Source organism: uncultured Arthrobacter sp. (assembly GCF_947493765.1).
In the GTDB taxonomy this organism is placed as follows: Bacteria; Actinomycetota; Actinomycetes; order Actinomycetales; family Micrococcaceae; genus Arthrobacter_D.
Window position 1 is genome coordinate 289,261 of the sequence record NZ_CANLSZ010000001.1, and the last position, 25,057, is coordinate 314,317.

The 25,057-nt window shown below is 70.3% G+C and carries 23 protein-coding genes; 5 read left to right on the forward strand and 18 right to left on the reverse strand.

The window, feature by feature from the left end; genetic code table 11:
- Positions 1 to 71 precede the first annotated feature (71 nt).
- The 8 genes from Q0747_RS01405 to Q0747_RS01440 form a co-directional block, all read right to left on the reverse strand.
- The gene (locus Q0747_RS01405; RefSeq protein WP_298251470.1) at positions 72 to 884 is read right to left on the reverse strand and encodes a F0F1 ATP synthase subunit delta; all 813 of its coding nucleotides are present in this window, start codon (positions 882 to 884) and stop codon (positions 72 to 74) included.
- A complete protein-coding gene (locus Q0747_RS01410) occupies positions 884 to 1,438 on the reverse strand; it encodes a F0F1 ATP synthase subunit B (RefSeq protein WP_298251471.1) in 555 nt (184 codons plus the stop codon). The genes Q0747_RS01405 and Q0747_RS01410 overlap by 1 nt, the downstream gene beginning before the upstream one ends.
- A gap of 49 nt (positions 1,439 to 1,487) precedes the next feature.
- Positions 1,488 to 1,703 carry an ATP synthase F0 subunit C gene (locus tag Q0747_RS01415; RefSeq protein ID WP_136454312.1) on the reverse strand — a complete coding sequence of 72 codons (216 nt, stop codon included), beginning with the start codon at positions 1,701 to 1,703 and terminating at the stop codon, positions 1,488 to 1,490.
- Between the two features lie 75 nt (positions 1,704 to 1,778).
- Positions 1,779 to 2,600: a F0F1 ATP synthase subunit A gene (gene atpB, locus Q0747_RS01420; protein WP_148600459.1), complete on the reverse strand. Its 822-nt coding sequence runs from the start codon at positions 2,598 to 2,600 to the stop codon at positions 1,779 to 1,781.
- Between the two features lie 85 nt (positions 2,601 to 2,685).
- Complete coding sequence (locus Q0747_RS01425; RefSeq protein ID WP_298251749.1) at positions 2,686 to 2,967, reverse strand: AtpZ/AtpI family protein; 282 nt, start codon at positions 2,965 to 2,967, stop codon at positions 2,686 to 2,688.
- 22 nt (positions 2,968 to 2,989) lie between these two features.
- The gene (locus Q0747_RS01430) at positions 2,990 to 3,517 is read right to left on the reverse strand and encodes a hypothetical protein (protein WP_298251472.1); all 528 of its coding nucleotides are present in this window, start codon (positions 3,515 to 3,517) and stop codon (positions 2,990 to 2,992) included.
- 156 nt (positions 3,518 to 3,673) lie between these two features.
- Positions 3,674 to 4,696 (reverse strand): glycosyltransferase family 4 protein, encoded by a 1,023-nt coding sequence (locus Q0747_RS01435; protein ID WP_298251473.1) that lies wholly within the window; start codon positions 4,694 to 4,696, stop codon positions 3,674 to 3,676.
- Complete coding sequence (locus Q0747_RS01440) at positions 4,693 to 6,582, reverse strand: nucleoside-diphosphate sugar epimerase/dehydratase (RefSeq protein WP_298251474.1); 1,890 nt, start codon at positions 6,580 to 6,582, stop codon at positions 4,693 to 4,695. The genes Q0747_RS01435 and Q0747_RS01440 overlap by 4 nt, the downstream gene beginning before the upstream one ends.
- 191 nt (positions 6,583 to 6,773) lie before the next feature.
- On the opposite strand from Q0747_RS01440, the gene Q0747_RS01445 reads away from it, so the two are divergent.
- Together Q0747_RS01445 and Q0747_RS01450 are read left to right on the forward strand one after the other, a co-directional pair.
- Positions 6,774 to 7,745, forward strand: a complete 972-nt coding sequence (locus Q0747_RS01445) for a glycosyltransferase (RefSeq protein ID WP_298251475.1) — start codon at positions 6,774 to 6,776, stop codon at positions 7,743 to 7,745.
- Entirely contained in the window at positions 7,742 to 8,680 is a 939-nt protein-coding gene (locus Q0747_RS01450) for an NAD(P)-dependent oxidoreductase (RefSeq protein WP_298251476.1), read from the forward strand. Before Q0747_RS01445 ends, Q0747_RS01450 begins: the two co-directional genes overlap by 4 nt.
- Before the next feature lie 57 nt (positions 8,681 to 8,737).
- Here the strand turns inward: Q0747_RS01450 and Q0747_RS01455 are convergent, their stop codons facing one another.
- The 10 genes from Q0747_RS01455 to argS form a co-directional block, all read right to left on the reverse strand.
- Positions 8,738 to 9,493, reverse strand: a complete 756-nt coding sequence (locus Q0747_RS01455) for an L-threonylcarbamoyladenylate synthase (RefSeq protein ID WP_298251477.1) — start codon at positions 9,491 to 9,493, stop codon at positions 8,738 to 8,740.
- Between the two features lie 76 nt (positions 9,494 to 9,569).
- Positions 9,570 to 10,490, reverse strand: a complete 921-nt coding sequence (locus tag Q0747_RS01460; protein WP_298251478.1) for a glycosyltransferase — start codon at positions 10,488 to 10,490, stop codon at positions 9,570 to 9,572.
- Positions 10,487 to 11,359, reverse strand: coding sequence for a peptide chain release factor N(5)-glutamine methyltransferase (prmC, locus tag Q0747_RS01465; protein WP_298251479.1), 873 nt, complete (start codon positions 11,357 to 11,359; stop codon positions 10,487 to 10,489). Before prmC ends, Q0747_RS01460 begins: the two co-directional genes overlap by 4 nt.
- A gap of 2 nt (positions 11,360 to 11,361) precedes the next feature.
- Positions 11,362 to 12,441, reverse strand: a complete 1,080-nt coding sequence (gene prfA, locus Q0747_RS01470) for a peptide chain release factor 1 (protein ID WP_298251480.1) — start codon at positions 12,439 to 12,441, stop codon at positions 11,362 to 11,364.
- Between the two features lie 171 nt (positions 12,442 to 12,612).
- A complete protein-coding gene (gene rho, locus Q0747_RS01475) occupies positions 12,613 to 14,901 on the reverse strand; it encodes a transcription termination factor Rho (protein ID WP_298251481.1) in 2,289 nt (762 codons plus the stop codon).
- A 348-nt stretch (positions 14,902 to 15,249) separates the two neighbouring features.
- Positions 15,250 to 16,239: a homoserine kinase gene (gene thrB, locus Q0747_RS01480; protein WP_298251482.1), complete on the reverse strand. Its 990-nt coding sequence runs from the start codon at positions 16,237 to 16,239 to the stop codon at positions 15,250 to 15,252.
- 1 nt (position 16,240) lies between these two features.
- Positions 16,241 to 17,344 (reverse strand): threonine synthase, encoded by a 1,104-nt coding sequence (gene thrC / locus Q0747_RS01485; protein WP_298251483.1) that lies wholly within the window; start codon positions 17,342 to 17,344, stop codon positions 16,241 to 16,243.
- Entirely contained in the window at positions 17,345 to 18,676 is a 1,332-nt protein-coding gene (locus tag Q0747_RS01490) for a homoserine dehydrogenase (protein WP_298251484.1), read from the reverse strand.
- Positions 18,673 to 20,223: a diaminopimelate decarboxylase gene (locus Q0747_RS01495; RefSeq protein ID WP_298251485.1), complete on the reverse strand. Its 1,551-nt coding sequence runs from the start codon at positions 20,221 to 20,223 to the stop codon at positions 18,673 to 18,675. Before Q0747_RS01495 ends, Q0747_RS01490 begins: the two co-directional genes overlap by 4 nt.
- Positions 20,224 to 20,225: 2 nt before the next feature.
- Entirely contained in the window at positions 20,226 to 21,875 is a 1,650-nt protein-coding gene (argS, locus tag Q0747_RS01500) for an arginine--tRNA ligase (RefSeq protein WP_298251486.1), read from the reverse strand.
- A gap of 204 nt (positions 21,876 to 22,079) precedes the next feature.
- Between argS and Q0747_RS01505 the strand changes: the two genes are divergently transcribed.
- The 3 genes from Q0747_RS01505 to Q0747_RS01515 are packed head-to-tail and all read left to right on the forward strand — an operon-like array spanning position 22,080 to position 25,006.
- Positions 22,080 to 22,631 carry an FMN-binding protein gene (locus Q0747_RS01505; protein ID WP_298251487.1) on the forward strand — a complete coding sequence of 184 codons (552 nt, stop codon included), beginning with the start codon at positions 22,080 to 22,082 and terminating at the stop codon, positions 22,629 to 22,631.
- Entirely contained in the window at positions 22,632 to 23,498 is an 867-nt protein-coding gene (locus Q0747_RS01510) for an FAD:protein FMN transferase (protein ID WP_298251488.1), read from the forward strand.
- Positions 23,495 to 25,006 carry an FAD-dependent oxidoreductase gene (locus Q0747_RS01515; protein ID WP_298251489.1) on the forward strand — a complete coding sequence of 504 codons (1,512 nt, stop codon included), beginning with the start codon at positions 23,495 to 23,497 and terminating at the stop codon, positions 25,004 to 25,006. The genes Q0747_RS01510 and Q0747_RS01515 overlap by 4 nt, the downstream gene beginning before the upstream one ends.
- The last annotated feature ends 51 nt before the right edge of the window (positions 25,007 to 25,057 follow it).

Here is a 25,057-nt window from a genome sequence, read left to right on the forward strand (position 1 = left end):
TCCCCGTGACATTCCTGGCGACCAGTGTGTGATTCTGTGGTTGTGACTCGGCGGCAAGGGCGCGCATGCGCCTATCCCGCCAGCTTCCGGCGGAGCTCCGACAGCCGGGTGACGACCGTGGAATCCACCATCTCGTCCCCGACACTGACCCGGACGCCGCCGATGAGTGACGGATCGACGGTGACATTGATCTTCAGGTCACGACCGTACAGCCCGTTCAGACCCGCCTGCAGCCGTTCGAGCTGGTTCGGGAGCAGCGGGCGCGTGACGCTCACCTGGGCGATCCAGCGCTGCTGGCGTGCAGCCACCAGATCCAGGAAGCGCTCGACCAGTGCCGACGGCCGCAACCCGCGGGGGGCACGCACCGCCTGGGTGATCAGGAGGGACCCCGCGGGCCCCGCCTCCGGAACGAGCTTCAGGGCGAGCTCGATCTTCGCCTCGTCCGTGGCCTGCGCGTCCGACAGCGCCCGCTGCAGGGCGTGACTCGTGTCGACGACCCGGATGAACGAGAACAGTTCGTTCTCGAGCCGATCCAGCCCCTCCACACCGTCACCCTGCTCGGCGACCGCGATCACCACCGTGGCCGCGACCTGCTCCAGAGCGTCCCCGAGATCCCGGACGGAGGCCCAGCGCTCCATGACGAGGCTCCGCACGAGGCTGGTGGCCTCGGGCGACACGCGCCCGGCAACCAGCTGGTCCACGAGCGCGGCCTTGTCCTCACCGGTGCGGGAGGGATCCGTCAGCGCCCTGCGGAGCCCGGCATTGTCGTCGAGGATCGCCAGGACCCCGAAGAGGTCCTCGGCGAGGGACAGCTGTGCCCCTGACAGGTGCGGCTCCAGTCCGTCGAGTACCGTGGCCAGGGAGAGGCTCGATATTCCTGCCATTACCGGGTTGCACCTGCGCTCTGCGAGGAGGTCTCCAGGTCGGAGAGGAACCGGTCGACCACGCGCGCGGAGCGGTCGTCGTCGGCCAGTGACTCACCGACGATCCGGCTCGCCAGATCCGTGGCGAGCGTTCCGACCTCGGCCCGGAGCGAGACCAGCGCGGTCTGCCGCTCGGCGTCGATCTGGACCTGCGCCTGCTCGGTGATGCGTGCGGACTCCGCCGCAGCCTTCGCCTTCAGGTCGGCGAGGATCTGCGCTCCCTCGGCCCGGGCTTCCTCGCGGATGCGGTTCGCCTCGGTGCGGGCGTCCGTGAGCTGCTGCTTGTACTCGTCGAGCGCCGCGTTGGCCTCGGCCTGTGCGGCCTCCGCCTTGGCGATGCCGCCCTCGATCGCCTCCGTGCGCTCTGCGAACGTCTTCTCGAACGCCGGCATGACGTACTTGATGACGATGAACAGCAGGACGGCGAAGCCGACAACGGTCACCAGCAGTTCCCAGAGATTGGGGATCAGAGGATTGGAGCCCTCTTCCGCCGCCATAATCGCTGCATTAAGCATGTGTCACCCGTCTTTCTTCAACGTGTCGTCGATCTGTCGGGACGGCTGTCTAGGCGCCGATGACGAAGGCGAAGACGAGTCCGAGGATCGCGAGGGCTTCCGTCAGCGCCAGGCCGAGGAAGGCGATGGGCTGCAGGACGCGCTGTGCCTCGGGCTGGCGGGACACACCGTTGATGTAGGCCGCGAACACGAGACCCACACCGATGCCACCGCCGATTGCGGAGAGACCGTATCCAACGAGGTTGAGGCTACCCTGTACTTCCATTGTGTTCCTTTCAAGATGCCGCTGAGGTGCGGCAGGTTGCTTGGGATCATCCCCGACGGGGAAGACGTGTGTGAATCAGTGGGCGTCGGCGTGCAGCGCGCCTTCGATGTAGATCGCGGCGAGCAGCGTGAAGACGTAGGCCTGGAGGACCATGATCAGGGCTTCCAGCATGTACATCGCGACGAAGCCGATCAGGACCAGCACGCTGGTGCCCTGGAGGAGGATGCTCCCCGTGCCCACCATGTAGGCGATGGCGGAGCCGGCGAGGGTCACGATGAGGTGACCGGCGAGCATCGTCGCGAAGAGTCGGAGGGAGTGGGTCACCGGGCGGACGATGAAGTTCGAGATGATCTCGATCGGTACCACGATGATCAGGATGGGCCAGGGCACCCCGGCGGGGACGACGGCCAGCTTCAGGTACCGGAGTCCGTGCTTCTTCAGGCCGATGCCCACCCAGAGGACGAAGAAGATCGCGGCGATGGCGTACGCGCTGCCCGGGTGCGAGAAGGTGGGCACCTGCAGGAGCGGGATGGCGCCGAAGATGTTGTTCACCAGGACGAAGAAGAACACCGTGAAGAGCCAGGGCACGTACTTGAGGAAGTCACGCCCGCCGATGATGTCCTTGCCGATGGAGTTGCGGACGAAACCGTAGGCGGACTCCCCGAGGAACTGCAGCTTCCCGGGAACCAGCTGGTTCCGTCGCGAGGCGATGAGGAAGAAGGTCGCGATGAGGACCACCGAGAGGATCATCAGCAGCATCTGCTTGCCGAAACCCGGCTCCAGCAGCACGCCGTACTCGCCACCCCAGGGGAAGATGTTCGGGTAGTGGGTGTCCTCGATCGTCGGGGCGATGAAGCCCTCTTCGGTAGTTGTGGCCGGGAGCGCAAGCGCGATCAACGCGTTTCCTCTCTGCAGTGTCCATCGTTGGGCAGGATGTGTTCGGCCACGGTGTTACAGGTCCGACGCATGAAGCATGTGGGGATCATGGCGTTCCCGCACCGTCGTCGGGCGCCCGTGATCCGCCGGGCGGGTCCTGGGGGTGATGCCGGGTGAGGTTGTGCATGTGGGAGAGATAGAACCCTCCCACTGCACCGAGGAACGCTCCCGCCAGCACCAGAAAGCGCGTGTCGAGGACATAATCCAGGCCCCAGCCTATCAAACTCCACACCAGGATCCCGCCAACGATGTAGCTGAAGACGGCGATCCCGGCGTTGTAGCCGCCGTTGGAAAAACGCCCGTCGTCGCGGTCCGCGGGGGGCTCCACGGGGCCGTCCGTCCCGCGTGCCCTATCCCTCACTGCGACCTCGTTCCTGCTGCCGGTCCGGGGCGGGGTCGACCGGCGTCAGAGCCGGGGCCGTCTCGTCGTACAGCAGGGTGCGGATGCGCGAGAAGGCGACGACCTCCGCGATCTGCCAGGTGATCACGGTCGAGAGGGCGCTGATGAAGAACCAGGTGCTCTCCAGCCAGGCAGGGGTGCCGAAGAGGAACAGGACGGCCCCGAAACCCACCACCTTGACGGCGTAGGTGAGGACGAACAGGCCCAGGGCCCCCGAGGGATTGGAGGCCCCGACGAAGTGCCCGATCAGCAGGGAGATGGCGAAGAACACCATGACGAGACCGGAGCCCAGCAGCGCGCTCAGCACGGCGCCGGGCGTGGCCGCGAGGAACGCCGCGGCAGCCAGGACCAGGCCCGTCGCCCCTCCGGCGAGGGCGCTCCGGGCGAGGATGCCCAGCCAGGGGGAGGGCGTGGGGTTCGATGCCCCGATCAGGGTGGGGTGTCCGGCTCCGGTGGCCGGGGGATCCGGTCGTGGCACGCGCTGTCCGCTCTGTCGATGTCGCCTGGCAGCGCCCTCCTGCTCGTCAAGGACGGCTGGTCCGTGGGACGCGGCGGGAGGGCCTGTGGTGGACGACGGCTCCGGTGAGCCCGCGCGTCCGCGCCTCGTAGCCTACCGCACCGCGGCGGCCGGGCCTCAGACCCCCGCACCCGCGCGGGAGGCCCGGACGGCGCGGAACATGCGGGGAGAGTAGAGGTACACCGCGACCACGACGGCCGTGAACAGCGAGGCGCTCACGGCCAGGGGCGGTGCCGCCGTCGCCGCCACGAAGCCCGCTGCGCCGGTGAGAGCCGACATGATGCTCACGAAGACCGCCACCTGCACGTGGCTCAGGCCGGTCTCGGTGAGGCGCTGGTAGACGTGCTGGCGGTGCGCGGCGTACAGCCGCTCACCGCGCCGGGCGCGCTGCAGGAGCGTGGTGAAGGTGTCCGCGAGGTAGATGAGCACCGGCGAGAGGAGGTACTCGAGGTACACCCCCGCCAGCAGGCCGGTCACGGCGATCGCGGCGATGGCCGCTCCGAGCAGGTAGCTGCCCACGTCGCCCAGGAAGACGAACCCCCGACCGAGGTTCCAGGGCAGGAACCCCGCGAAGGCGGCCGCGACCACCAGCCCCGACACGGTGAGCCAGAGCTGGTCGCTCAGCATGCCGGCCCACGCGTAGAAGAGCCCGACCACGATCCCGTGCATCCCGGAGATGCCGTTGATCCCGTCCATGAAGTTGGCCGTGTTGATGTAGGTCGCCACGGCGATCGCGCCGACCGGGACCCACCAGTAGCTGCTGTCCTCGATGGTCGTCGCCAGCGCCGCGGTACCGATCACGCCGATGAGCAGCTGGACGGACGCGCGGATCCTGATCGACAGTCCGCGGAAGTCCTCGATCCACCCCAGGGCGGCAGCAGCGCCGGTCATCGCGATCACCGCGAGGACGAGCGAGCGGTCGACGGCGACCAGCCCGGTGGCGAGCGAGAGCACCAGGGCCACGAGGACGGCCGCGCCGACGGCCAGGCCCATGCCGCGGATCACGGGCGTGGAGTGCGAGGACCTGTCGTTCGGGATGTCGATGACACCCAGTCTCCGGAGCAGGGGCGCCACCACGAACGGCAGGAGGACGGAGAGACCGAACGCCACGACTCCCACGAGGAGCAGGAGCGGGTTCACGGCACACGCCCCTCGATGGTCGGAAGGGCGGGATCGTCCACCGGCGGGTCCAGCCGGCGGGCGCCGAAACCGCCCTGGGTCTTCCACTGCCGCAGGCTCAGTCGATCGGGGTCCAGCGCCGCGACCGAGGTGTGCGAGATCTTCGGGTGCAGCGGCCGGGAGTCGTCCTCGCCGATGCCCATGAGGTCCTCGTGCATCTTCTCCCCCGGGCGCAGGCCGGTGAAGACGATGCCGATGTCCTTCCCGCTCATCGCGATCATGCGCTGTGCCACGTCGAGGATCTTCACGGCCTCCCCCATGTCGAGGATGAGCACCTCGCCTCCCCTGCCGATCGCCCCGGCCTGGATGACGAGCTGGCAGGCCTCCGGGATGGTCATGAAGAAGCGCGTCACGGCGGGGTCGGTCACGGTGATGGGACCTCCGGTCCGGATCTGCTCCGTGAAGAGGGGGAGCATGGACCCCCGGCTGCCGATGACGTTGCCGAAGCGCACGGAGACGTAGCGCTGCCCGGTCCGTTCCGCGTGCCACGACGTGAGCTTCTCCGCCACGCGTTTGGAGTGGCCGAGAGCACTCGTGGGATCGGCCGCCTTGTCCGTGGAGATGTTGACGAAGTTCGTGACCCCGACGGCGCTCGAGGCACGCAGCACGTTGAGCGTGCCCTGCACGTTCGTCTTCCAGGCCTCCTCCGGGTACTGCTCCAGGATGGAGACGTGCTTGAGGGCGGCGGCGTGGAAGACGACCTCCGGCCGGCGGTCCTCGAAGATGTCGAGGAGGGCGTCGGCGTCCCGGATGTCGGCCAGGACGGTGTCGCGCCCCGTGAGCAGTCCGCGGCCCGTGAGGGTGATCTGGGTGGACTGCAGACCGGTCTCGTCACGGTCCAGCATGATGAGTTCGGACGGGGAGAACGCCGCGAGCTGGCGGCAGAGCTCGGAGCCGATCGACCCGCCGGCCCCCGTCACCAGTACGCGCTTGCCCGTCACGTACCCGGCGACCTCGTCGGGATGGATGTCCACCGGACGCCGTCCGATGAGATCCTCCACGGCCACCTCCCGGAAGTCGGTCATGGCGGCCCCCGCGGCACCGGCGCCGCCCAGGATGTCGCGCAGGGGTGGCAGGACGAGGACCTTGATCCCCAGGCCCGCCACCAGGTCCGAGACCCGCCGCACCTGGGCCGCCTCCACCTCGGCGAACGCGATCACGAGGACCGAGGCCTGGGTCCTCGCGGCGATCGCCGGCAGGTCGTCGATGGTCCCGAGGACGGGGACGGAGGACAACCGGAGGTGCTTCTTCGAGGCGTCGTCGTCGATGAGGCCCACCGGGAAGTACGGGGACCCCGGATCCTTCATCATGCGGTCCACGAGCGAGTTGCCGAGGAAGCCCGCGCCGTAGATGAGGGTGCGCTGGGCGTCCTCCCCCGGCTTGGCCTTGCTCTCGACGTACATGCGCTTGAGGTACCGGGTGGCCGCCAGGAACATGCAGGCGAAGGGGAACGCGATGATGCCGATGCTTCGCGGCACGGCGAGCACCGGGAAGAACGCGACACTCACCAGGACGAGGATGACGCCCACGAGGACCGCCACGATCACCAGGAGTTTCGCCTCGTGGAAACTGCCGAAGCTGTATCTCCCCCGGTACAGCGCGAAGCTCAGCCCCACCACGAGCTGGGCCACCACGGCCACGGCGCAGAAGACCACAATGCCGGGATCGTTGATCTCGTTGACCAGCAGCTCGTAGCGCAGGATCAGGGCGAGCAGGATCGCGACGATCCAGGCGGCGGCGTCGAGCAGGTACTGCGACCACAGCCAGATCGCCGGTTTGTCGCCGGAGGACGCCCCTCCGGCGGAGCCTGAGGTTCCGGAGGCGCCCCGGTGTTCGTTGAGTCCCATATGTCCTAACGGTGCCATGCAGGTGACCACCGCGTTCCCGGTGATCGGCGCCCACCCGCGGCGGAGGAGCCAGGACGGGCCGGGCGGGGTCGGAACACGGTGCAATAGACTGCTTCTACGAAGAGAATACCAACTGCACCACCTGTGCCTGATCCGTTGCGCACCGCCCGGCGCGGCCCGGAAGGAACCCGTTGCACGATCCGGACGCCGACGCCCAGCACGTGTTCATCGTCATCACCACCTTCAACCGGGCCGGTCTCCTGGACGAGCTGCTCCGGTCGATCGCCCGGCTCGACCCCCTCCCTGGAGGCGTCGTCGTCGTCGACAACGCGAGCACCGACGGGACGGCCGACGTCCTCGCCGCGGCACGGCTGCCCTGTCCGCTGCTGATCGAGCGGCTGCCGCACAATGTCGGCGGTGCCGGCGGATTCGCGGCCGGCATGGCCCGCGCACTGGACGAGGGTGCCGGGTGGCTCTGGCTCATGGACGACGACGTCGTCGTCCTTCCCGCTGCGCTGGAGTCCTTCCGCCCGTGGATGCGGCGCTACCCGTGCATCCACGGCAGGCGGTACGACGCCGCGGGCGAGCCCTTCTTCTGGCAGCACCTCCTCCACGAGTCCCTCGGGGTGCACCTGCCGGTGCGCGGGGACGTCTTCGAGGACTCCCCGGTCTTCCACACCAATGTGGGCTGTTTCGAGGGCATGCTGGTCTCCGCCGCCGTGGTGCGCGAGATCGGCCTGCCCGATGCCCGGTTCTTCCTCAACGGCGACGACCTGACGTACGGCTGGCTCATCTCCCGGCGTCATCCTGTGGCGTACGTCGACGCGTTCGTGCTGCGGAAGACCCGGGCGCAGCGCCAGATCGATCTCGGGGTGCGGCACCTGAACGACTCCAGTGACCTCTCACGCTTCTGCGGCATGCGCAATCGCGGGCACCTGGCGCGGTACCTCCGGCTCCACGGCAGCTACAGCAGGGTGGGGTTCGGGGTGGGGACGCTCCTCGCGGCCGGCAAGGAGCTGGTCCGGCTGGTCGCCGTCGAGCGCTCGCTCACCGGGCTGGCCCCGGTCTGGCGGGGCTGGCGGGCCGCACGGACCATCCTGCGCGATCCGCACTGGCGCCCCGAGCCCCCGTTCCGCGACCGGCGTGCGGGCGGTGCCGCGTGAGCTGGGCCGTGGTGGGCGGCTCGGGCTTCGTCGGAGCGGCGGTCCTCGACGCGCTCACGGCTGCCGGGATCGACGCCCGCACCGTTCCCGCACCCCGGCTCACCACGGAGGCGGAGAGCGCTGCCGCGCTCGTCGCGGAAGCCCACCGGTACGACGTCGGCGCACTGGGAACGGCGCTGCGCGGGCACGACGTCGTGGTCAACGCCGCCGGGATGGCGACCCCCTCGGCCCCTGCCGGGCCGGAGCTGCTGGGCGCGAACGCACTGCTTCCCGCCGTCGTCGCCTGCGCCGCGGCCAGGGCCGGCGTGCACCGCGTCATCCACCTCAGCAGCGCCGCGGTGCAGGGCAGTGCCCGACGACTGGACGAGACGACCGCGGTGCAGCCGTTCTCCGCCTATTCACGCAGCAAGGCGCTCGGCGAGCAGGCGCTCACCGCACTGGACCCGCCGGAGCTCTCGGTGGTGATCCTGCGGGCCACGTCGGTGCAGGGCCACGGACGACCCACGACGGCGTCACTCGCGAAACTGGCGCGCTCGCCCCTGGCGTCGGTGGCCGCCCCCGGGACCGCGCCGTCGCCCGTCACGTCGGTCGGCGCGCTGGCGGACCTCGTCGTCGCGATCGGCCGGCACGGGGCAGCCGTGCCGGGCATCGTCCTGCAGCCGTGGGAGGGCCTGTCGGTACGGACCGTGCTCGAGGCCGCGGGCGGCCGGCCGCGCCTGCTCCCCGCCGTCCTGTGCAGGACCGCGGTCTCGGCCGGTTTCAGGATCTCGTCACTGCTGGGCGGCCGCCTCGACGGCCAGGTGCGCCGCGTCGAACTGCTCTGGTTCGGGCAGGACCAGGTGCCGGGGTGGGCCGCGGAGCAGGGACTCGCACCCCGGCCCGCGGTGCGGGACGTCCTGGCCCGGGCCGGTCGCGGCGACCGAGCCGGGCGGTAGCTGTGGTCGGCGGCCTCGGTCGGTAGCGCCTCGGCCAGTATGCCCGGCGTCAGAGCTTCAGGCAGCCGGGCCCCTGCCCTCCGGTGCTGCGTCTACCGCCGGCGCTGCGTCCGCCGGGTCCCTGTCCTCCGGTGCTGCGTCTACCGCCAGCTCGGCGTCGTCGCCTGCACCGGCGAGGCCCGGCACCACCTCCCGCAGCCGTGCCGCGGAGAGGTTTCCCTGCCGGACGATCCGGAGGACCTCGCCCGTCGCGTCGACGATGGTGGAGCCGATGCCGTCGGCCGCGGTCCGTGGACCGGCGTCCAGGTAGACGGCCACCGATTCGGCGAGCTGCGCTGCGGCATCGGCCGCCGTGGTGGCCGCGTCCTGCCCCGTCCGGTTGGCCGAGGAGACCGCGAGGGGGCCCGTGAGGGCCAGCAGCTCGAGTGCGACGTCGTCGTCGGGGACCCTCAGGGCCACGGTTCCCAACGTGTCGCCCAGGTCCCAGCTCAGGGACGGCTGCGCATGGCAGATGAGTGTGAGGGCTCCCGGCCAGAAGGCCTCCGCGAGTCGCCGGGCGTCCGGGTGGACCTCGACGGCGAGGCCGTCGAGCGTCTGGAGCCGCGGGATGAGGACGGGCGGGGGCATGTTCCGCCCGCGCCCCTTGGAGGCGAGCAGTGTCGCCACGGCCTGCGGGGAGAACGCGTCGGCCCCGATGCCGTACACGGTGTCCGTCGGCAGGACCACGCACTGCTTGCGCTCCACCGCCCGGTGGGCGGCGGCGAGGCCGTCGCGTCGCTGGGCAGGATCGGAGCAGTCGTAACTGGTAATCACGCACTCATCCTTCCACTGCGGAACCGGGCGGCGCACATCGCCCGCCGGCACCGGCATGCGCCCGCGGCGCGCCACCTCAGGAGGACGGCGGAGGGCCGAAGCCCCTGCCCCGCAGACCGCCCGCATAGGCGGAGAACCAGGCCCGCAGTCCCGGGAGGTCGCGCCGGGTGAGGAAGTAGTAGGGGAAGCCGATCACGTCCGCCCCGAACCAGCGGAGATTGCGGTGCTTGCGGGCCAGGTGCGCCCTGTTGCGGAAGTAGGAGAAGCGCTTGAAGTCACCCTCGGGGATCACCGGCGTCAGGAAGCCTCCGAAGATCGGTTTCATCTCGGACCAGGTCGCCGGATGGCGTACCGCGACACTCGTCAGCGTCCCGTAGCGGAGACCGGCCTTCCTCACGCGGGCCAGGAAGTCCACCTCGTCGCCGCGGATGAAGTACTTCATGTCGGGCAGGCCGATCGTCGAGAAGACCTCCGCCCGGATCAGGGCCCCGTTGAAGAAGTGCACCATGTCCGGGAGGTAGCCCCGGGCCTCCAGGGTCGCCCTGTCGTTCGTCAGCAGTCCGTTGATGCGGAAGTTGAAGGACAGCCGCGAGGGATCGGAGGTCGCCGCGACCAGCGGGCTGACGATGTCGAGGTCGTGCTCGCGTGCGGCGTCGAGCAGCGCCGCGAGGCACCGCTCGTCCTCGGGGTGGCCGTCGTCGTCCATCAGCCAGATCCACTGTGCACCGCTGGCGATGGCGGCGAGGATCGCGAAGGCGAACCCGCCGGCGCCGCCGAGATTGGCCTTTGAGCGGAGATAGTGGATGTTGCCCTCCGCGGCGTCGACGACGGCGGTGGCCGGCGTCGTGCCCGAATCCACGAGGGCGACGGTCCTGATGGGTGCGCTCTGCGCCGCGAGCTTCTGCAGCAGCAGCGCGAGTTCCGCCGGCCGGTCGTAGGTGACGGCGGCGACCGCCACCGTCGCGGGTGGTGCGGCGCCCTCGGTCCGTGTGGTCATGGTCTGGTCCCGTCCGTCGTCGACCCGCCGGGCCGGTCGCTGTTCCTCACGGCACTCGTTGCCCGGTCCCGGCCCGTGAGGTCCTGGTGCGTGGTGACCGCCTGCCACTGTCCTGCCTCCGCGAGGAAGCCCGCCACCGCGGGAGCCTGTACCTCGGCGTGCTCCATGACGAAGTAGCCGCCGGCTCTCAGGAGCCTCGCCGCGGTCCTCGCGGCGGCACGCGGCAGGTCCAGACCGTCCGCTCCCCCGCCGTAGAGGGCCAGGTGCGGATCGTGGTCCGCCACCTCGGGGTCCACGGGCACCGCGTCGGGAGGGATGTACGGCGGGTTGGACACGACGACGTCGAACGAGCCGTCCTGCTCCGGCAACGCCGTCGCCAGGTCGCCCTGCGTGAGCTGCACGCCGAACGGGGCGAGATTGCGGTCCGCCCAGGCCAGGGCCAGCTCGCTGAGCTCGACGGCGTGCACCTCGGCGCCGGGGACCTCGTCGGCGACAGCCGCCGCGATCGCGCCCGAGCCCGTGCCCAGGTCCACGATCCGGGGAGCGTCCAACGTCCAGGCGCGGTCGATCACGAGCTGCGCCACCGACTCCGTCTCCGGTCGCGGGATGAAGACCCCCGGGCCCACCGCGAGGTCCACCCGGCGGAAGGACGCCGTGCCGGTCAGGTGCTGCAGCGGGACGCGCTCCGCCCGCTGCTCGACGAGTGCCTCGAAGCCGTCCGGCACGCGGGCGCCGGTCAGGACCAGTGCCCGCAGGCGCCCCCGGGAGACGCCCAGCAGATGCGCGGCGAGCAGTTCGGCGTCCACGCGCGGGCTGGGCACTCCGGCCGCGCGGAGCCGCTGCTCGGCCGAGCGCAGCGCGTCCTCCACGCCTACTCGTCCGCGCCGATGGCGTCGAGCCGCGCCTGCTCGTCCAGCTCGATCGCCGACTGCACCACCGGCTCCAGATCGCCGTTCATGACGGCGTCCAGGTTGTACGCCTTGTAGCCGGTCCGGTGATCGGCCACGCGGTTCTCCGGGTAGTTGTAGGTGCGGATGCGCTCCGAGCGGTCCATCGTGCGGATCTGCGACTTGCGGATGTCGGAGTTCGCGGCGTCGATCTTCTCCTGCTCGTGCGCCAGGATGCGCGAGCGCAGCACCCGCATGGCCGCCTCACGGTTCTGCAGCTGCGACTTCTCGTTCTGCATCGCGACGACGATCCCCGTGGGCAGGTGCGTGATCCTGACCGCAGAGTCCGTGGTGTTGACCGACTGGCCCCCGGGCCCCGAGGAGCGGTAGACGTCGATCTTCAGGTCGTTCTGACTGATGTCGACCTCCTCCGGCTCGTCGACCTCCGGCAGGACGAGCACACCCGCGGCGGAGGTGTGGATGCGTCCCTGCGACTCGGTGACCGGGACGCGCTGCACGCGGTGCACGCCGCCCTCGAACTTGAGGCGGGCGTAGACGCCCTCGGCCGGGTCGTTGGAGGACTGCTTGATCGCCATCTGGACGTCCTTGTACCCACCGAGATCGGACTCGTTGGCGGAGAGGAGTTCGGTCTTCCAGCCGCGCGACTCGGCGTACCGCGTGTACATGCGCAGCAGGTCGCCGGCGAAGAGGGCTGCCTCGTCGCCGCCCTCACCACCCTTGACCTCGATGATCACGTTGCGGCCGTCGTTGGGGTCGCGGGGGATGAGGAGGCGGCGCAGGCGCTCCTGCGCCGCGGCGAGCTGACCCTCGAGGACGGGGACCTCGGCGGCGAACTCCGGGTCCTCCCCCGCCATCTCGCGGGCGGCCTCGAGATCCTCGTCGAGCGCCGTCCACCGGTTGTGCGCGTCGACGATGCGGCCGAGCTCGGCGTACCGGCGTCCGAGCTTGCGGGCCAGCGCCTGGTCCGCGTGGACGGCCGGGTCGGCGAGCCGGTCCTGCAGCTCGGAGTGCTCATCGAGCAGTCCCTGGATGGATTCGAACATCGGGTGTACCTCTTTCGGCGTGTGCAGCCAGTCTACGAAGGACGAGGTGGCAGGAATGACCGTCCGCCACGCGCCGGGCCGGTCGTTCCTGCTGTCTCGGCGCCGGCCTTAACAGCCGCAGCCGCTCGGGACACGACGGCTGGCGGCGTGTCCCGAACGGCTGGTGGAGTGCTAGTCGGAGTCCTTGGAGCCCAGCGTGGTCTTCTGGACCTGCATCAGGAACTCCACGTTGGACTGCGTCTCCCGGATCTTGTTGGTGAGCAGCTCCAGTGCCTGCTGGGTCTCGAGACCCGACAGCACGCGGCGCAGCTTCCACATGATCTTGACCTCGTCGGGCGAGAGGAGATTCTCCTCGCGCCGTGTGCCGGAGGCATTGACGTCGACGGCGGGGAAGATCCGCTTGTCCGCGAGATTGCGGGAGAGGCGGAGCTCCATGTTGCCGGTGCCCTTGAACTCCTCGAAGATGACCTCGTCCATCTTGGACCCGGTCTCCACGAGCGCCGTGGCGAGAATGGTCAGCGAACCACCGTTCTCGATGTTGCGCGCCGCACCGAAGAAGCGCTTGGGCGGGTAGAGCGCCGCGGAATCGACGCCGCCGGAGAGGATCCGTCCCGACGCCGGAGCGGCCAGGTTGTAGGCCCGCCCCAGGCGCGTCATCGAGTCCAGGAGCACGACCACGTCCATGCCCATCTCCACGAGGCGCTTGGCGCGCTCGATGGAGAGTTCGGCGACGGTGGTGTGATCGTCCGCGGGGCGGTCGAAGGTCGAGGCGATGACCTCACCCTTGACCGTGCGCTGCATGTCGGTGACTTCCTCGGGGCGTTCGTCCACCAGGACCATCATGAGGTGCACCTCAGGATTGTTGATCGTGATGGCGTTCGCGATCGCCTGCAGGATGAGCGTCTTGCCGGCCTTGGGCGGGGAGACGATCAGACCGCGCTGGCCCTTGCCGATCGGCGCCACGAGATCGATCACGCGGGGACCGATCTTCTTCGGGTCCGTCTCGAGGCGCAGACGGTCCGAGGGGTACAGGGGCACGAGCTTCGAGAACTCCACGCGGTCCGTGAGCTCCTCCGCCGGTTTGCCGTTCACCGAGGTGACGCGGACCAGGGCGTTGAACTTCTGGCGTGTGCTGGCCTGGGTCTCGCCCTCGCGGGGAGCGCGGATGGCTCCCACGACGGCGTCGCCCTTGCGCAGACCGTGCTTCTTGACCTGCGCGAGCGAGACGTAGACGTCGTTGGGGCCCGGCAGGTAGCCGGAGGTGCGGACGAAGGCGTAGCTCTCGAGGATGTCGAGGATGCCCGCGACGGGCAGCAGGACGTCGTCCTCGGTGACCTCGACGTCGTCGACGTCGGGGTTCTGGTTGCGCCCGCGCCGGCGGTCGTTGCGCTCGTTGCGGTCACGGAACCGGCTGTTGCGGTCCTCGGAGGAGTTCCCGCCGCGGTTGGACCGGTTGCGCCGGTTGCGGCCGCGACCCTCGTCGTCGTTCGAGGAGTTCGACCGGTTGTCGTTCCGGTTGTCACTCCGGTTGTCACTGCGCGAGCCGTCGTTCCGGTTGTCACTGCGCGAGCCGTCGTTCCGGTTGTCACTGCGCGAGCCGTCGTTCCGGTTGTCGTTCCGGTTGTCACTGCGCGAGCCGTCGTTCCGGTTGTCGTTCCGGTTGTCACTGCGCGAGCTGTCGTTACGCCCGCCGTCGTTGGCGGCGTCGTCCCCTGCCGGGCTGGTGCCCGCGGTGCCGGACGAGGAGTCGTCCCGCCCGTTGCGTGAGCGGCTGCGCCGATCGCCCCGGCCCTCGGACGACGCGGACTGGGCGTCGGTCGAGGCAGCGTTCTGCCCGCCGTCCCTGCCTGCGCTCTCGGAGCCGTCCTGGGCATCACCCTGGTCCGCCTGGGAGTCGGCGCGATCCTCGCCCCGACGGTTCCGGCGGTTGCGCGAGGGCCGACCTCCGGCGTCGCGGTCGGTGCGGTCCTGCTGCTCGCCGGCCGGGGCCGAGACGTCCGCGTCCGCCGTGTGGCTCTCGGTCGAACCGTCTCCCGTTCCGGCCTCGCCCGTGGACACCACACCGTCACTGCCTGCGCGGCGATTCCGGTTCCGGGTGCGCGGCTGGCGCTCCGCCGGAGCGGACTGCCCGCCGCCGGACCGGTCTTCCCCGGAGGCGTCCGCGGCGGCAGGAGCCTCGGATGCCGGCTTCTCCGCCGCGACCTTGGCCGTGTCGGCACCGCGTGCGCCGGAGCTCTTCTGACGGTCCGCCACGGCTCCACCGCGCTGGTGGTCGGAGATCGCGGAGACGAGATCGCTCTTGCGCATCCTCGATCCGCCGGTGATGCCGAGTTGACCGGCAAGAGCCTGCAGTTGTGCGAGTTTCAGGCCGGCAAGGCCGCTGCTCTTGGAAGCTGGTGCGCCGTCTGCTGCAGCGTCTTGGGTGGCCACACCTGGTAACAGGTCGGTGGTGTCAGTCACGAAGGATCCTTCCCCCTCGTCGGGCGGCCATCAGATCGGTGGTCCGCGGTGGTGTGCCCGTGCCGCTGTGCGGAGTGGGCGGCCGGTGATGGTCCGGCGTCGGCTGTGTACTGGGAGCCTGAGGATGTCCGCGTGCGGCAGCCCTGAGAGCCGCGCACGAGAAAAAGATCGGAGGCTACACCGAGGTGGGCAACTGCTGAAGGGGAGCTGCAGTGGTGCGGCGGTCTTCAGAGGACGGCCAGATCAGCAGGAGCACACGATGTCCGGTGGACGACGAGCGTCATCACGACGCCGGTGCCCGGGAACACGGTAGGACCGAGGGGCGCACGCTGTGCGCCGGAACGATCTCTACCCTTGGTGCACCTCCACATTAGCACCTTCCCGCTCCACCGCGAGCCTGATAATCCGCCAGTCGCTCGGCGTTTCGTCCTGCTCCAGCAACGCCCGCAGGGCGTCCTCCGCCGCGCGCGCATCGGACTCGCCCACGGCGAGGGTCAGGACGCTCGGGCCGGCGCCCGAGATGGTGCTGGCGAAGCCCTCCGCACGCATCCCGCGCATCAGGGTGGCGCTGGGCAGCATCGCCGGCGCGCGGAAGTCCTGGTGGAGTGCGTCCTGCGTCGCGGCCGGGAGCAGCGACGGATCGGCTCCGAGGGCATGGATGAGCAGGGCTGCGCGGCCCGCGTTGGCGGCAGCACTGCGGTGGGAGACCGATGTGGGCAGCAGCGCCCTCGCGCTCTCCGTGGACAGCGCGGTGTCCGGGACGGCGAGGACCGGGACGATGTCCGGGTGCACGTCCACCCGGGTGCTGTGGTACACCCGGCCGCTCTCCCACGAGATGGCGAGCGAGCCCAGCAGCGCCGGGGCCACGTTGTCGGGGTGGCCCTCGAGGGACGCGGCCCACTGCAGCAGCTGGGCCGGCGCGAAACGCTCCCCCGCGGGCAGCAGCGCGTTCCCCGCCAGGACCCCGGCGACGATGGCCGCCGCCGACGACCCGAGCCCCCGGCCGTGCGGGATGACGTTGAGCGTGTCGAGTTCGAGACCGTCCGCTCGGTACCCGGCCCGCTGCAGCGTACTGATCAGCGAAGCCGCCACGAGGTGCGTCCCGTCCGTCGGCAGGCCGTCGACACCCTCGCCCTCGGAGCGGACCAGGACCGTCCCGGAGGCGGAGGTACGCACGCGCACGGTGTCGTGGAGCGTCAGCGCGAGACCGAGGGCGTCGAAACCCGGCCCCAGATTCGCACTCGTGGCGGGCGCCCTGACGGCGATATCCTGTCCGGCCTCCACGGCGGGCAGGGCGAGGACGTCCGGCAGCACCGGTACGGCAGGCAGGCGGGCCATCTCAGTCCTCGAGACCGAGGGCCGCGGCCACGCTGACGACGTCGAACTCCACCTTGGTGGGTTGGATGTCGGCACCGTCCGCCGTCCGGAGGGCCCACTGCGGGTCCTTCAGGCCGTGCCCGGTGACGGTGATGACGATCGTCTTGCCCGTGGGGACCTTGCCCTCGGCGTGCTTCTTGATGAGGCCGGCGACCCCCGCGGCGGAAGCCGGCTCCACGAAGACCCCTTCGCGGGCGGACAGCCAGCGGTGCGCGTCGAGGATCTCCTCGTCGCTCACGGCCTCGATGAGTCCCCCGGAGTCGTCGCGGGCGGCGACGGCGAAGTCCCAGGAGGCGGGGTTCCCGATGCGGATGGCGGTCGCGATGGTGTCCGGCTCGGTGACGGGGTGACCCTTGACCAGGGGCGAGGCCCCTTCGGCCTGGAAGCCCCACATGATCGGGGTGCGCGTGGCGACGGGGGCTAGCTCACCGTGGTGCATGGAGGCGTACGGCGCGGCGTACTCCCTGTACCCCTTCCAGTACGCACTGATGTTCCCCGCATTGCCGACGGGCATCAGGTGGTAGTCGGGTGCGTCGCCGAGGGTGTCCACCACCTCGAAGGCCGCCGTCTTCTGCCCCTCGAGCCGCGCCGGGTTCACGGAGTTCACGAGGAAGACCGGGTAGGACTCCGCGAGCTTGCGTGCCACGTCGAGGCAGTTGTCGAAGTTGCCGTCCACCTGGAGGAGCTGCGCGCCGTGGGCGATGGCCTGGCTGAGCTTGCCCATCGAGATCTTGCCGTCCGGGACGAGCACCGCGCAGGTGATACCCGCCTGGGTGGCGTAGGCCGCGGCGGACGCCGAGGTGTTGCCGGTGGAGGCGCACACCACCGCCTTGGCGCCGGCGGCGACGGCCGCCGTCATCGCCATGGTCATGCCGCGGTCCTTGAAGGACCCCGTGGGGTTCATGCCCTCCACCTTGAGGTGGACGCTGCACCCGGTGAGCTCGGACAGGTGGCGCGCGTACACGAGCGGCGTGCCGCCCTCACCGAGCGTGATCACCTCCGTGGCGTCGGTGACCGGCAGGCGTTCGGCGTATTCGCGGATGACTCCGCGCCACTGGTGGGCCACTTAGATTCCCTCTACTCGAAGAACGGATGAGACGGCGGTGATGACCTCGAGCTCGGCGACCTGCCGCACGGTGGCTGCCAGGGATGCCTCGACGCCCCGGTGCGTGACGATGCGCAGCTCGGCCGTGGTGGAGCCGTGGGGCCCGCCCTGCCGGATCCGCTGGCGCATGGTCTCGATGGAGACCCCGTTGGCCGCGAAGATCTGGGCGATCCGCGCGAGGACGCCGGGTTCGTCGACCACCTGCAGGGCGATGCAGTAGCTCGTGCGCACGGCGTCGATGCCGAGGGCCGGCACCTGGGCGGTGGTCGTCTCCGTGCGGCCCGGTCCCCCGAGGACCCTGCGGCGCGCGGCACTCACGACGTCTCCCAGGACGGCGGAGGCGGTGGGCGTGCCCCCGGCGCCCTGCCCGTAGAACATGAGCTCGCCGGCGTTCTCCGCCTCCACGAAGACGGCGTTGAAGGCCCCGTGCACCGCCGCCAGCGGGTGGGTGCGCGGCAGCAGGGTGGGGTGCACGCGGACACCGATCCCCTCGGTACCGGACGGATCGGTGAGCAGTTCCGCGATGGCGAGCAGCTTGATGACGTAGCCGTCCTCCGCCGCGGCGGCGATGTCGTCGGCCGTGACGGACGTGATGCCCTCGCAGGAGACGTCCTCGAGGGCGAAGCGCGTGTGGAAGGACAGGGACGCGAGGATGGCGGCCTTGGCCGCGGCGTCGTGGCCCTCGATGTCGGCCGTGGGGTCCGCCTCCGCGTACCCGAGGTCCTGCGCCGCCTGCAGCGCGTCGGCGAACTGGGCCCCCGTGGAGTCCATCTGGTCGAGGACGTAGTTCGTGGTGCCGTTGACGATGCCGAGGACACGCGTGATGCGGTCCCCGGAGAGGCTGTCGCGGATGGGGCGGAGGATGGGGATGGCACCGGCGACGGCGGCCTCGTAGGACAGCTGCACCCCTGCCGCGTCGGCCTGCTCGTAGAGCTCCGGACCGTCCAGGGCCAGCAGCGCCTTGTTGCCGCTCACCACCGCGGCGCCGTGCGCGATGGCGCGCAGGATCAGCGACTTGGCCGGCTCGATCCCGCCCATGAGTTCGATGACGATGTCCGCGTCCGCGACGAGCGCGTCGGCGTCCGTGGTGAGGAGCCCGTCGGGCAGCTCGACGTCGCGCTCGGCGTCGAGGCTGCGGACGGCCACACCGACGAGGTCGAGCCGGGCGCCCGCGCGGCCGGCGAGGTCGTCGGCGTCGTCGAGGAGGATGCGGGCCACCTGCGAACCGACCGTGCCGCAGCCGAGCAGGGCCACGCGGAGCGCTCCTGCGGAAGATGGTGCTGGAGTGGTCATGGGCGTGCGTCTCCTGGATCGGTGGCGGGTTCGCGCTGGACGTCCCTGCGGAACAGGTCGTCCTCGGTCTCACCGCGGACGATCAGCCGGGCGACGCCGTCGGCCACCGCGACGACGGGTGGGCGCGTCAGGTAGTTGTAGTTGCTCGCGAGCACCCAGCAGTAGGCGCCGGTGCCGGGAACGGCGAGGAGGTCGCCGGCTCCCGTGTCCTCCGGGAGGTAGGCGTCACGGACCACGATGTCGCCGCTCTCGCAGTGCTTGCCCACCACGCGGGAGAGCACCGGGGCGGCCTCGGGCGGGCGCGAGGCCAGGACGGCGGAGTAGTCCGCCCCGTACAGCACAGGGCGGGCGTTGTCGCTCATACCGCCGTCCACCGACACGTACCTGCGCGGATGGGTGGCGGGCGCCCCCTGGCCCTGCTCGCTCGCGGCGGCGTCCACGCGCACGGTCTTCGTGGTGCCCGCGGTGTACAGGGTGAAGGTGGTGGGGCCCACGATCGCCCGTCCGGGCTCGATCGAGATGCGCGGCACGGCAAGGCCCAGCTCGCGGCAGGTGGAACCGACGACGCCGGCCATGGCCCGGGCGATCTCGGCCGGCGGGCGCGGCTCGTCCGCCTCGGTGTAGGCGATGCCGTAGCCACCGCCGAGATCGAGCTCGGGCAGTTCGACGCCGTGCCGGTCGCGGACGGCGGCGAGGAACCCCAGGAGCCGTTGCGCCGCGAGCTCGAAGCCCTCGGGCTCGAAGATCTGCGATCCGATGTGGCAGTGCACCCCGAGCAGTTCGATGCCTGGGTGCGCGAGGGCGTCGGCGACGGCGCGCTGCGCGGGGGACGTGCCGCCGCCGTCGGCCGGGCCGCGACCGGCCGGCGTATCGCTTGCCGTGTCGGTCGGCGCATCGGCCGGCACATCGGCGGCCAGGGACAGACCGAACTTCTGGTCCTCGTGGGCCGTCGCGATGAACTCGTGCGTGTGGGCGTGGACACCGGGGGTGAGGCGGAGCATGACGTTGGCGATCCGGCCGCGCTGCACCGCGAGATCGCCCACGAGGGCCACCTCCTGCAGACTGTCGACGACGATCCGTCCCAGTCCGGCGTCGATGGCCCGGGTGATCTCGGCGGCCGACTTGTTGTTGCCGTGCAGCCCGAGCCGGTGACCGGGTATGCCTGCGCGCAACGCGACGGCCAGCTCACCGCCCGAGCACGTGTCGAGGCCGAGGCCTTCCTCCCGGACCCAGTGCGCCACCTCGGTGCACAGGAAGGACTTGCCCGCGTAGAAGACGTCCACCCCGTCGCAGAGTTCACGGAAGGCGTTGTCGAACGCGTCACGGAAAGTGCGCGCGCGGGCGCGGAAGTCCCGCTCGGAGACGACGAACAGCGGTGTGCCGTACTGCTGCGCGAGTTCGGTGACACTGACGCCGTCGATCCGCAGGACGCCGTCGTCGCCGCGCTCCACGTCCTCGGCCCACAGCTTCGCGTCGAGTCGTGACGGATCCTCGGGGACGCTGAGCCAGGCGGGGGCGAGCGGTGACGCCGCCGCGGAGGCGGTCACCCTCACATCCGCTCCGGGGCGGAGACGCCGAGCAGGGTCAGGCCGTTCGCGAGGACCTGCTGCGTCGCATTGTTGAGCCAGAGCCGTGAGCGGTGGACGTCCTCCACCGGTTCGTCGCGGAGCGGCGCGATGCGGCAGGCGTCGTACCAGCGGTGATAGGTCCCGGCGATGACCTCGAGATGACGGGCCACGCGGTGCGGTTCCCGGAACGCCGCGGCCTGCGCCACGACGCCGGGGAACTGGCCGAGGGCCGCGAGCAGTTCGCCCTCCGTGGGGTGACTCAGCGAGGCGGCGTCGAACGCACTGGTGTCCACGCCCGCGGAGACGGCATTGCGGGCGACGGCGTGGGTGCGCGCGTGGGCGTACTGCACGTAGAACACGGGATTCTCGTTGGTGTGCCGGGTGAGCAGATCCAGATCGATGTCGATGTTCGAATCGGCCGAGAAGCGGGCCAGGGTGTAGCGCGCGGCGTCCACGCCGACGGCGTCGACCAGGTCCTCGAGCGTCACCACGGTTCCTGCGCGCTTCGACATCCGCACCGACGCGCCGTCCCTGACCAGATTCACCAGCTGACCGATCAGCACCTCGACGGCGTCGGGATCGTCTCCCAGTGCCGCGGCTGCGGCCTTGAGCCGGGCGACGTACCCGTGGTGGTCCGCCCCCAGCATGATGATGTTGAGATCGAAGCCCCGACGACGCTTGTTGACGAAGTACCCGATATCGCCCGCGATGTACGCCGGGGAACCGTCGGACTTGATGACCACGCGGTCGCGATCGTCGCCGAAGTCCGTCGACCTCAGCCACCAGGCGCCGTCCTCGAGGTACAGATTCCCGGAGGCCTTCAGCTGGTCCAGCAGTCCTTCCACGAAGTTGTCCTGGAACAGGGAGTGCTCGTGGAAGTAGACGTCGAAGTCGACGCCGAAGTCGTGCAGCGACGCCTTGATGTCACCGAACATCGCATCGACGCCCAGTGCGCGGAAGCGCTCGATGGCCTCGTCCCGCTCGAGATCCAGGATGCCCGGTTCCGCCGCGAGGACCCGCTGGGCGATGTCGACGATGTACTGGCCCGCGTAGCCGTCCTCCGGTGCGCCCTGACCCGTCGCCGACGCGTACAGCGAGCGCGCGAACCGTTCGGTCTGGGCGCCGTGGTCGTTGAAGTAGTACTCCCGCGTCACACTGGCACCCTGGGACTGGAGGATGCGGGCCAGGGCATCCCCCACGGCCGCCCAGCGCGTGCCACCGATGTGGATGGGGCCGGTGGGGTTGGCGGAGACGAACTCCAGATTGATCTTCTGACCCGCGAGCGCGTCGTTCGTCCCGTAGGCCGGGCCGGCCTCGACGATGGTGCGCGCGAGCTCGCCGGCGGCACCGACGTCGAGCGTGATGTTCAGGAAACCGGGGCCGGCGATGTCGACGCTCTTGACGCCGTCGATCCCCGCCAGGCGAGCACTGAGCAGCTGCGCGAACTCGCGCGGATTCATCCCCGCCTTCTTGCCGAGCTGCAGGGCGATGTTCGTGGCCCAGTCGCCGTGCTCGCGATTCTTCGGTCGCTCCACGCGGACCTCCGAGGGCAGCTCGATGCTGATGTCGCCGGCGTCGACGGCGGCCCGGAGGCATGCGGAGATGGCTGAGGAAAGTTCATCGGGAGTCACTCCTCCAGCATAGCGGCGCGGCTGCGCGGGGCCGGAGCGCGCGCCCTGCATGACGCACCTCCGGCTACCGTCCGGGACATCCTCAGGAACGAATGATGTCATGGGACTGTGGCACGACCTGCGCACGAGCACCAGAGCGTCCACGTCCCGCCGCGCGAACCACCGTCCGCCCGGGCCCGCCAGGTGATGTATCAGGAGCACCCCGTGACCAGAACACCCCCGACCGCCGTCCGTCCCGCAGCGCCGACCACGCCGACGTCCGTGTCGCAGTCCACGCCGCAGTCCGGCGCGCGCTTCCCGCACCACAGGCGCGCCCTCACGATGCTCGCCACCGTGTCGATCCTCGGGGCCGCAGGGTGCGCGGGAGCGGATGCTCCTGCCGACGACGCCGCCGATCCTGCCTCCGGGGCTCCTTCCGCCGACGCCCCGGCTGCGGCGAAACCCCCCGCCGCCGGACAGGTGTACCAGGACGGCGAGTACCGCGAGACCGGCAACTACCAGTCCCCTGCCGGGCCCGAGGAGGTCGGCGTCACACTCACCCTCGAGTCGGACGTGGTGAGTGCCGTCGAGGTGGAGCCCATGCCGGACAATCCGACCACCAAGGTCTACCAGGAGCGGTTCGCCGGAGGAATCTCCGAGGCGATCGTCGGCAAGAAGCTCGACGAACTCTCGGTGGACAGGGTGGCCGGTTCCTCCCTGACCAGTGGCGGCTTCAACGACGCCGCCGACAAGATCAAGAGCGAAGCCCGGCTCTAGATGTCTTCGGCCCACTCCTTTTGCTTCGTGGCGATCGGCACGAGCTGGCGCGTGGACAGCAGCATGCCCCTGCTGCCGGAGCAGCAGGCCGGACTCCTGCGCCTCGCCGAGAACTACGACGCGCTCTACTCCAGGTTCCGCGCCGATTCGGGCATCACCCGGCTGGCGGTTACCGGCGGATCGCTGCCGCTACCGCCGCATGGCGAGGCACTGGGCCGGCTGCTGCGCTCGCTGCACGAGCTGACGGACGGCGCCGTGTCGCCGCTGATCGGTGAACGGCTCGCCGAGCAGGGGTACGACGCCGCGTACTCCTTCGTCCCCACGATCGCGCCCTCCCCCGCCCGGAGTTGGGACGACGTCCTGGAATGGAGCGTGGACACGGTTACCGTGCGGGAACCGGCCCTGCTCGACGTCGGAGCCGCCGGCAAGGGCCAGCTCGTGGATCTGATGTTCGAGTACCTCGTCGCCGAGGGCCACGACGACGTGGTCGTCGATGCGAGCGGGGACCTGCGGCGGAGCGGATCCGGCTCCATCACCGTGGCTCTCGAGCATCCCTACGACGCGTCGCTGGCGATCGGGACGGTGGAGCTCGGTAGCGGCGCCCTGTGCGCCTCGGCGTCGAACCGGCGTGTCTGGGGCGACGGGCTCCACCACATCGTCGATGCGCGGACGGGGAGCTGCGTGGACACCGTCGTCGCCACCTGGGTCCTCGCCGCCGATGCCATGACCGCCGACGGTCTGTGCACCGCCCTGTTCTTCGCGGACCCCGCCGAGCTCTCGCGGTCCTTCGACTTCGACTACGTCCTGGTGTACTCGGACGGACGCGCCCGCTTCTCCGCATCCCTCCAAGGAGCCCTGTTCCCATGACCGCAGCACTGGACGCCCTGCTGGGACGACTGACCCTGTACCGGCTGATGCTCGCCCTGCTCCTGGTCCTCGCGGTCGAGGCATTTCTGCTCTCGGTCACGGGGCTGCTCGCCTACACGCCCGCAGAGCTCGCCGGTACCCTCGCGGCCGCGGTCGGGGGCACGTTCATCGGCACGCGTCTCATGGCCCTGATCCTGCGCCTGCGGCCTCACCAGGACTCCTCCCTCATCACGGGTCTGATCCTCTTCCTCATCATGTTCCCCTCGGACACCGCCGCCGGGCTGGGCGGCGTCCTCGCCGCAGGGGCTGCAGCGGGCACGTCGAAGTTCCTCCTGGCCTTCCGGGGCCGGCACATCGTCAACCCGGCCGCGATGGGCGCCGTCGTCGCGACCCTGTTCGGCGTGGGAGCGGCCGCCTGGTGGGTCGCCAACGCGTACATGCTGCCCGTCGTCGCGCTCGGAGCGTTCCTCATCCTCCACCGCATGCGGAAACTGTCCATGGGGGTGGTGTTCCTCGTCGTCGCCCTCGGTATCCTCGTCACGGATCTCGTCCTCGGAGGCATGGGGCTCGGGGCCGGTCTGCAGCTCGTGGTGACGTCGTACCCGGTCCTGTTCCTGCTCGGCTTCATGCTCACCGAGCCGCTCACGCTGCCGCCCCTGCGCCGGCAGCAATGGCTCTACGCTGCGATCGTGGCCGCCCTGTTCGCCCTGCAGCTCTCCGTCGGTCCGGTGTTCCTCGGCCCGGAGTACGCCCTGGTGATCGGCAATATGGTGGCCTTTTTCCTGGGCCAGCGCCGGAGTGTGCGGCTGGCCTTCTCCGGATCGCGGCAGCTCACCCGCACGAGCACGGAGCTCGTCTTCGACGCCGCTCGGCCCGTGCGGTTCAGGGCCGGCCAGTACATGGAGCTGGACCTGCCGCATCAGGGGGCGGACAGTCGCGGCAGTCGCCGGATCTTCAGCATCACCTCGGCACCCCAGCGAACCGATGCCGTGACATTCGGTCTGCGGACGTCGGAGTCCGGGAGTTCCTTCAAGAACGCGCTCCTGTCGCTGCCCGCGAGCGCCCGCGTGACCGGCACCGTCGTCGGCGGCGACTTCCTCCTGCCACGGGATGCGTCTGTGCCGCTGCTGCTCGCTGCCGGCGGTATCGGCGTGACCCCCTTCATCTCGCAACTCCGTGATCTGGCCGCCCGCGGGGAGGAGCGCGACGTCGTCCTGGTCTACGTGGTGCGGGACGATCAGGACGTCGCGTTCCAGGACGAGCTGGTGGAGCTGGGGACCCGCGTGGTGCTGTTCAGTCCGGGTGGCCTCGGCGCTCCGGCTCTTCCACCGGCGTGGACGCGCGCCGGGGCGGAGCCGACCGCGGAGCTGCTCCTCGCCGCCGTGCCGGATCTGACGGAGCGAACGGTCCTGGTCTCGGGGGCACCGCACTTCATCCGCGACCTCCGTCGCCTGCTCCGCGCCGCAGGCGTTTCGCGTGTGCGGACGGATGCCTTCCTGGGGTACTGAGTACTGTGACTCTTCGCCAGCGCGGCGACGTCCTGTCGAGGAGATCGACAG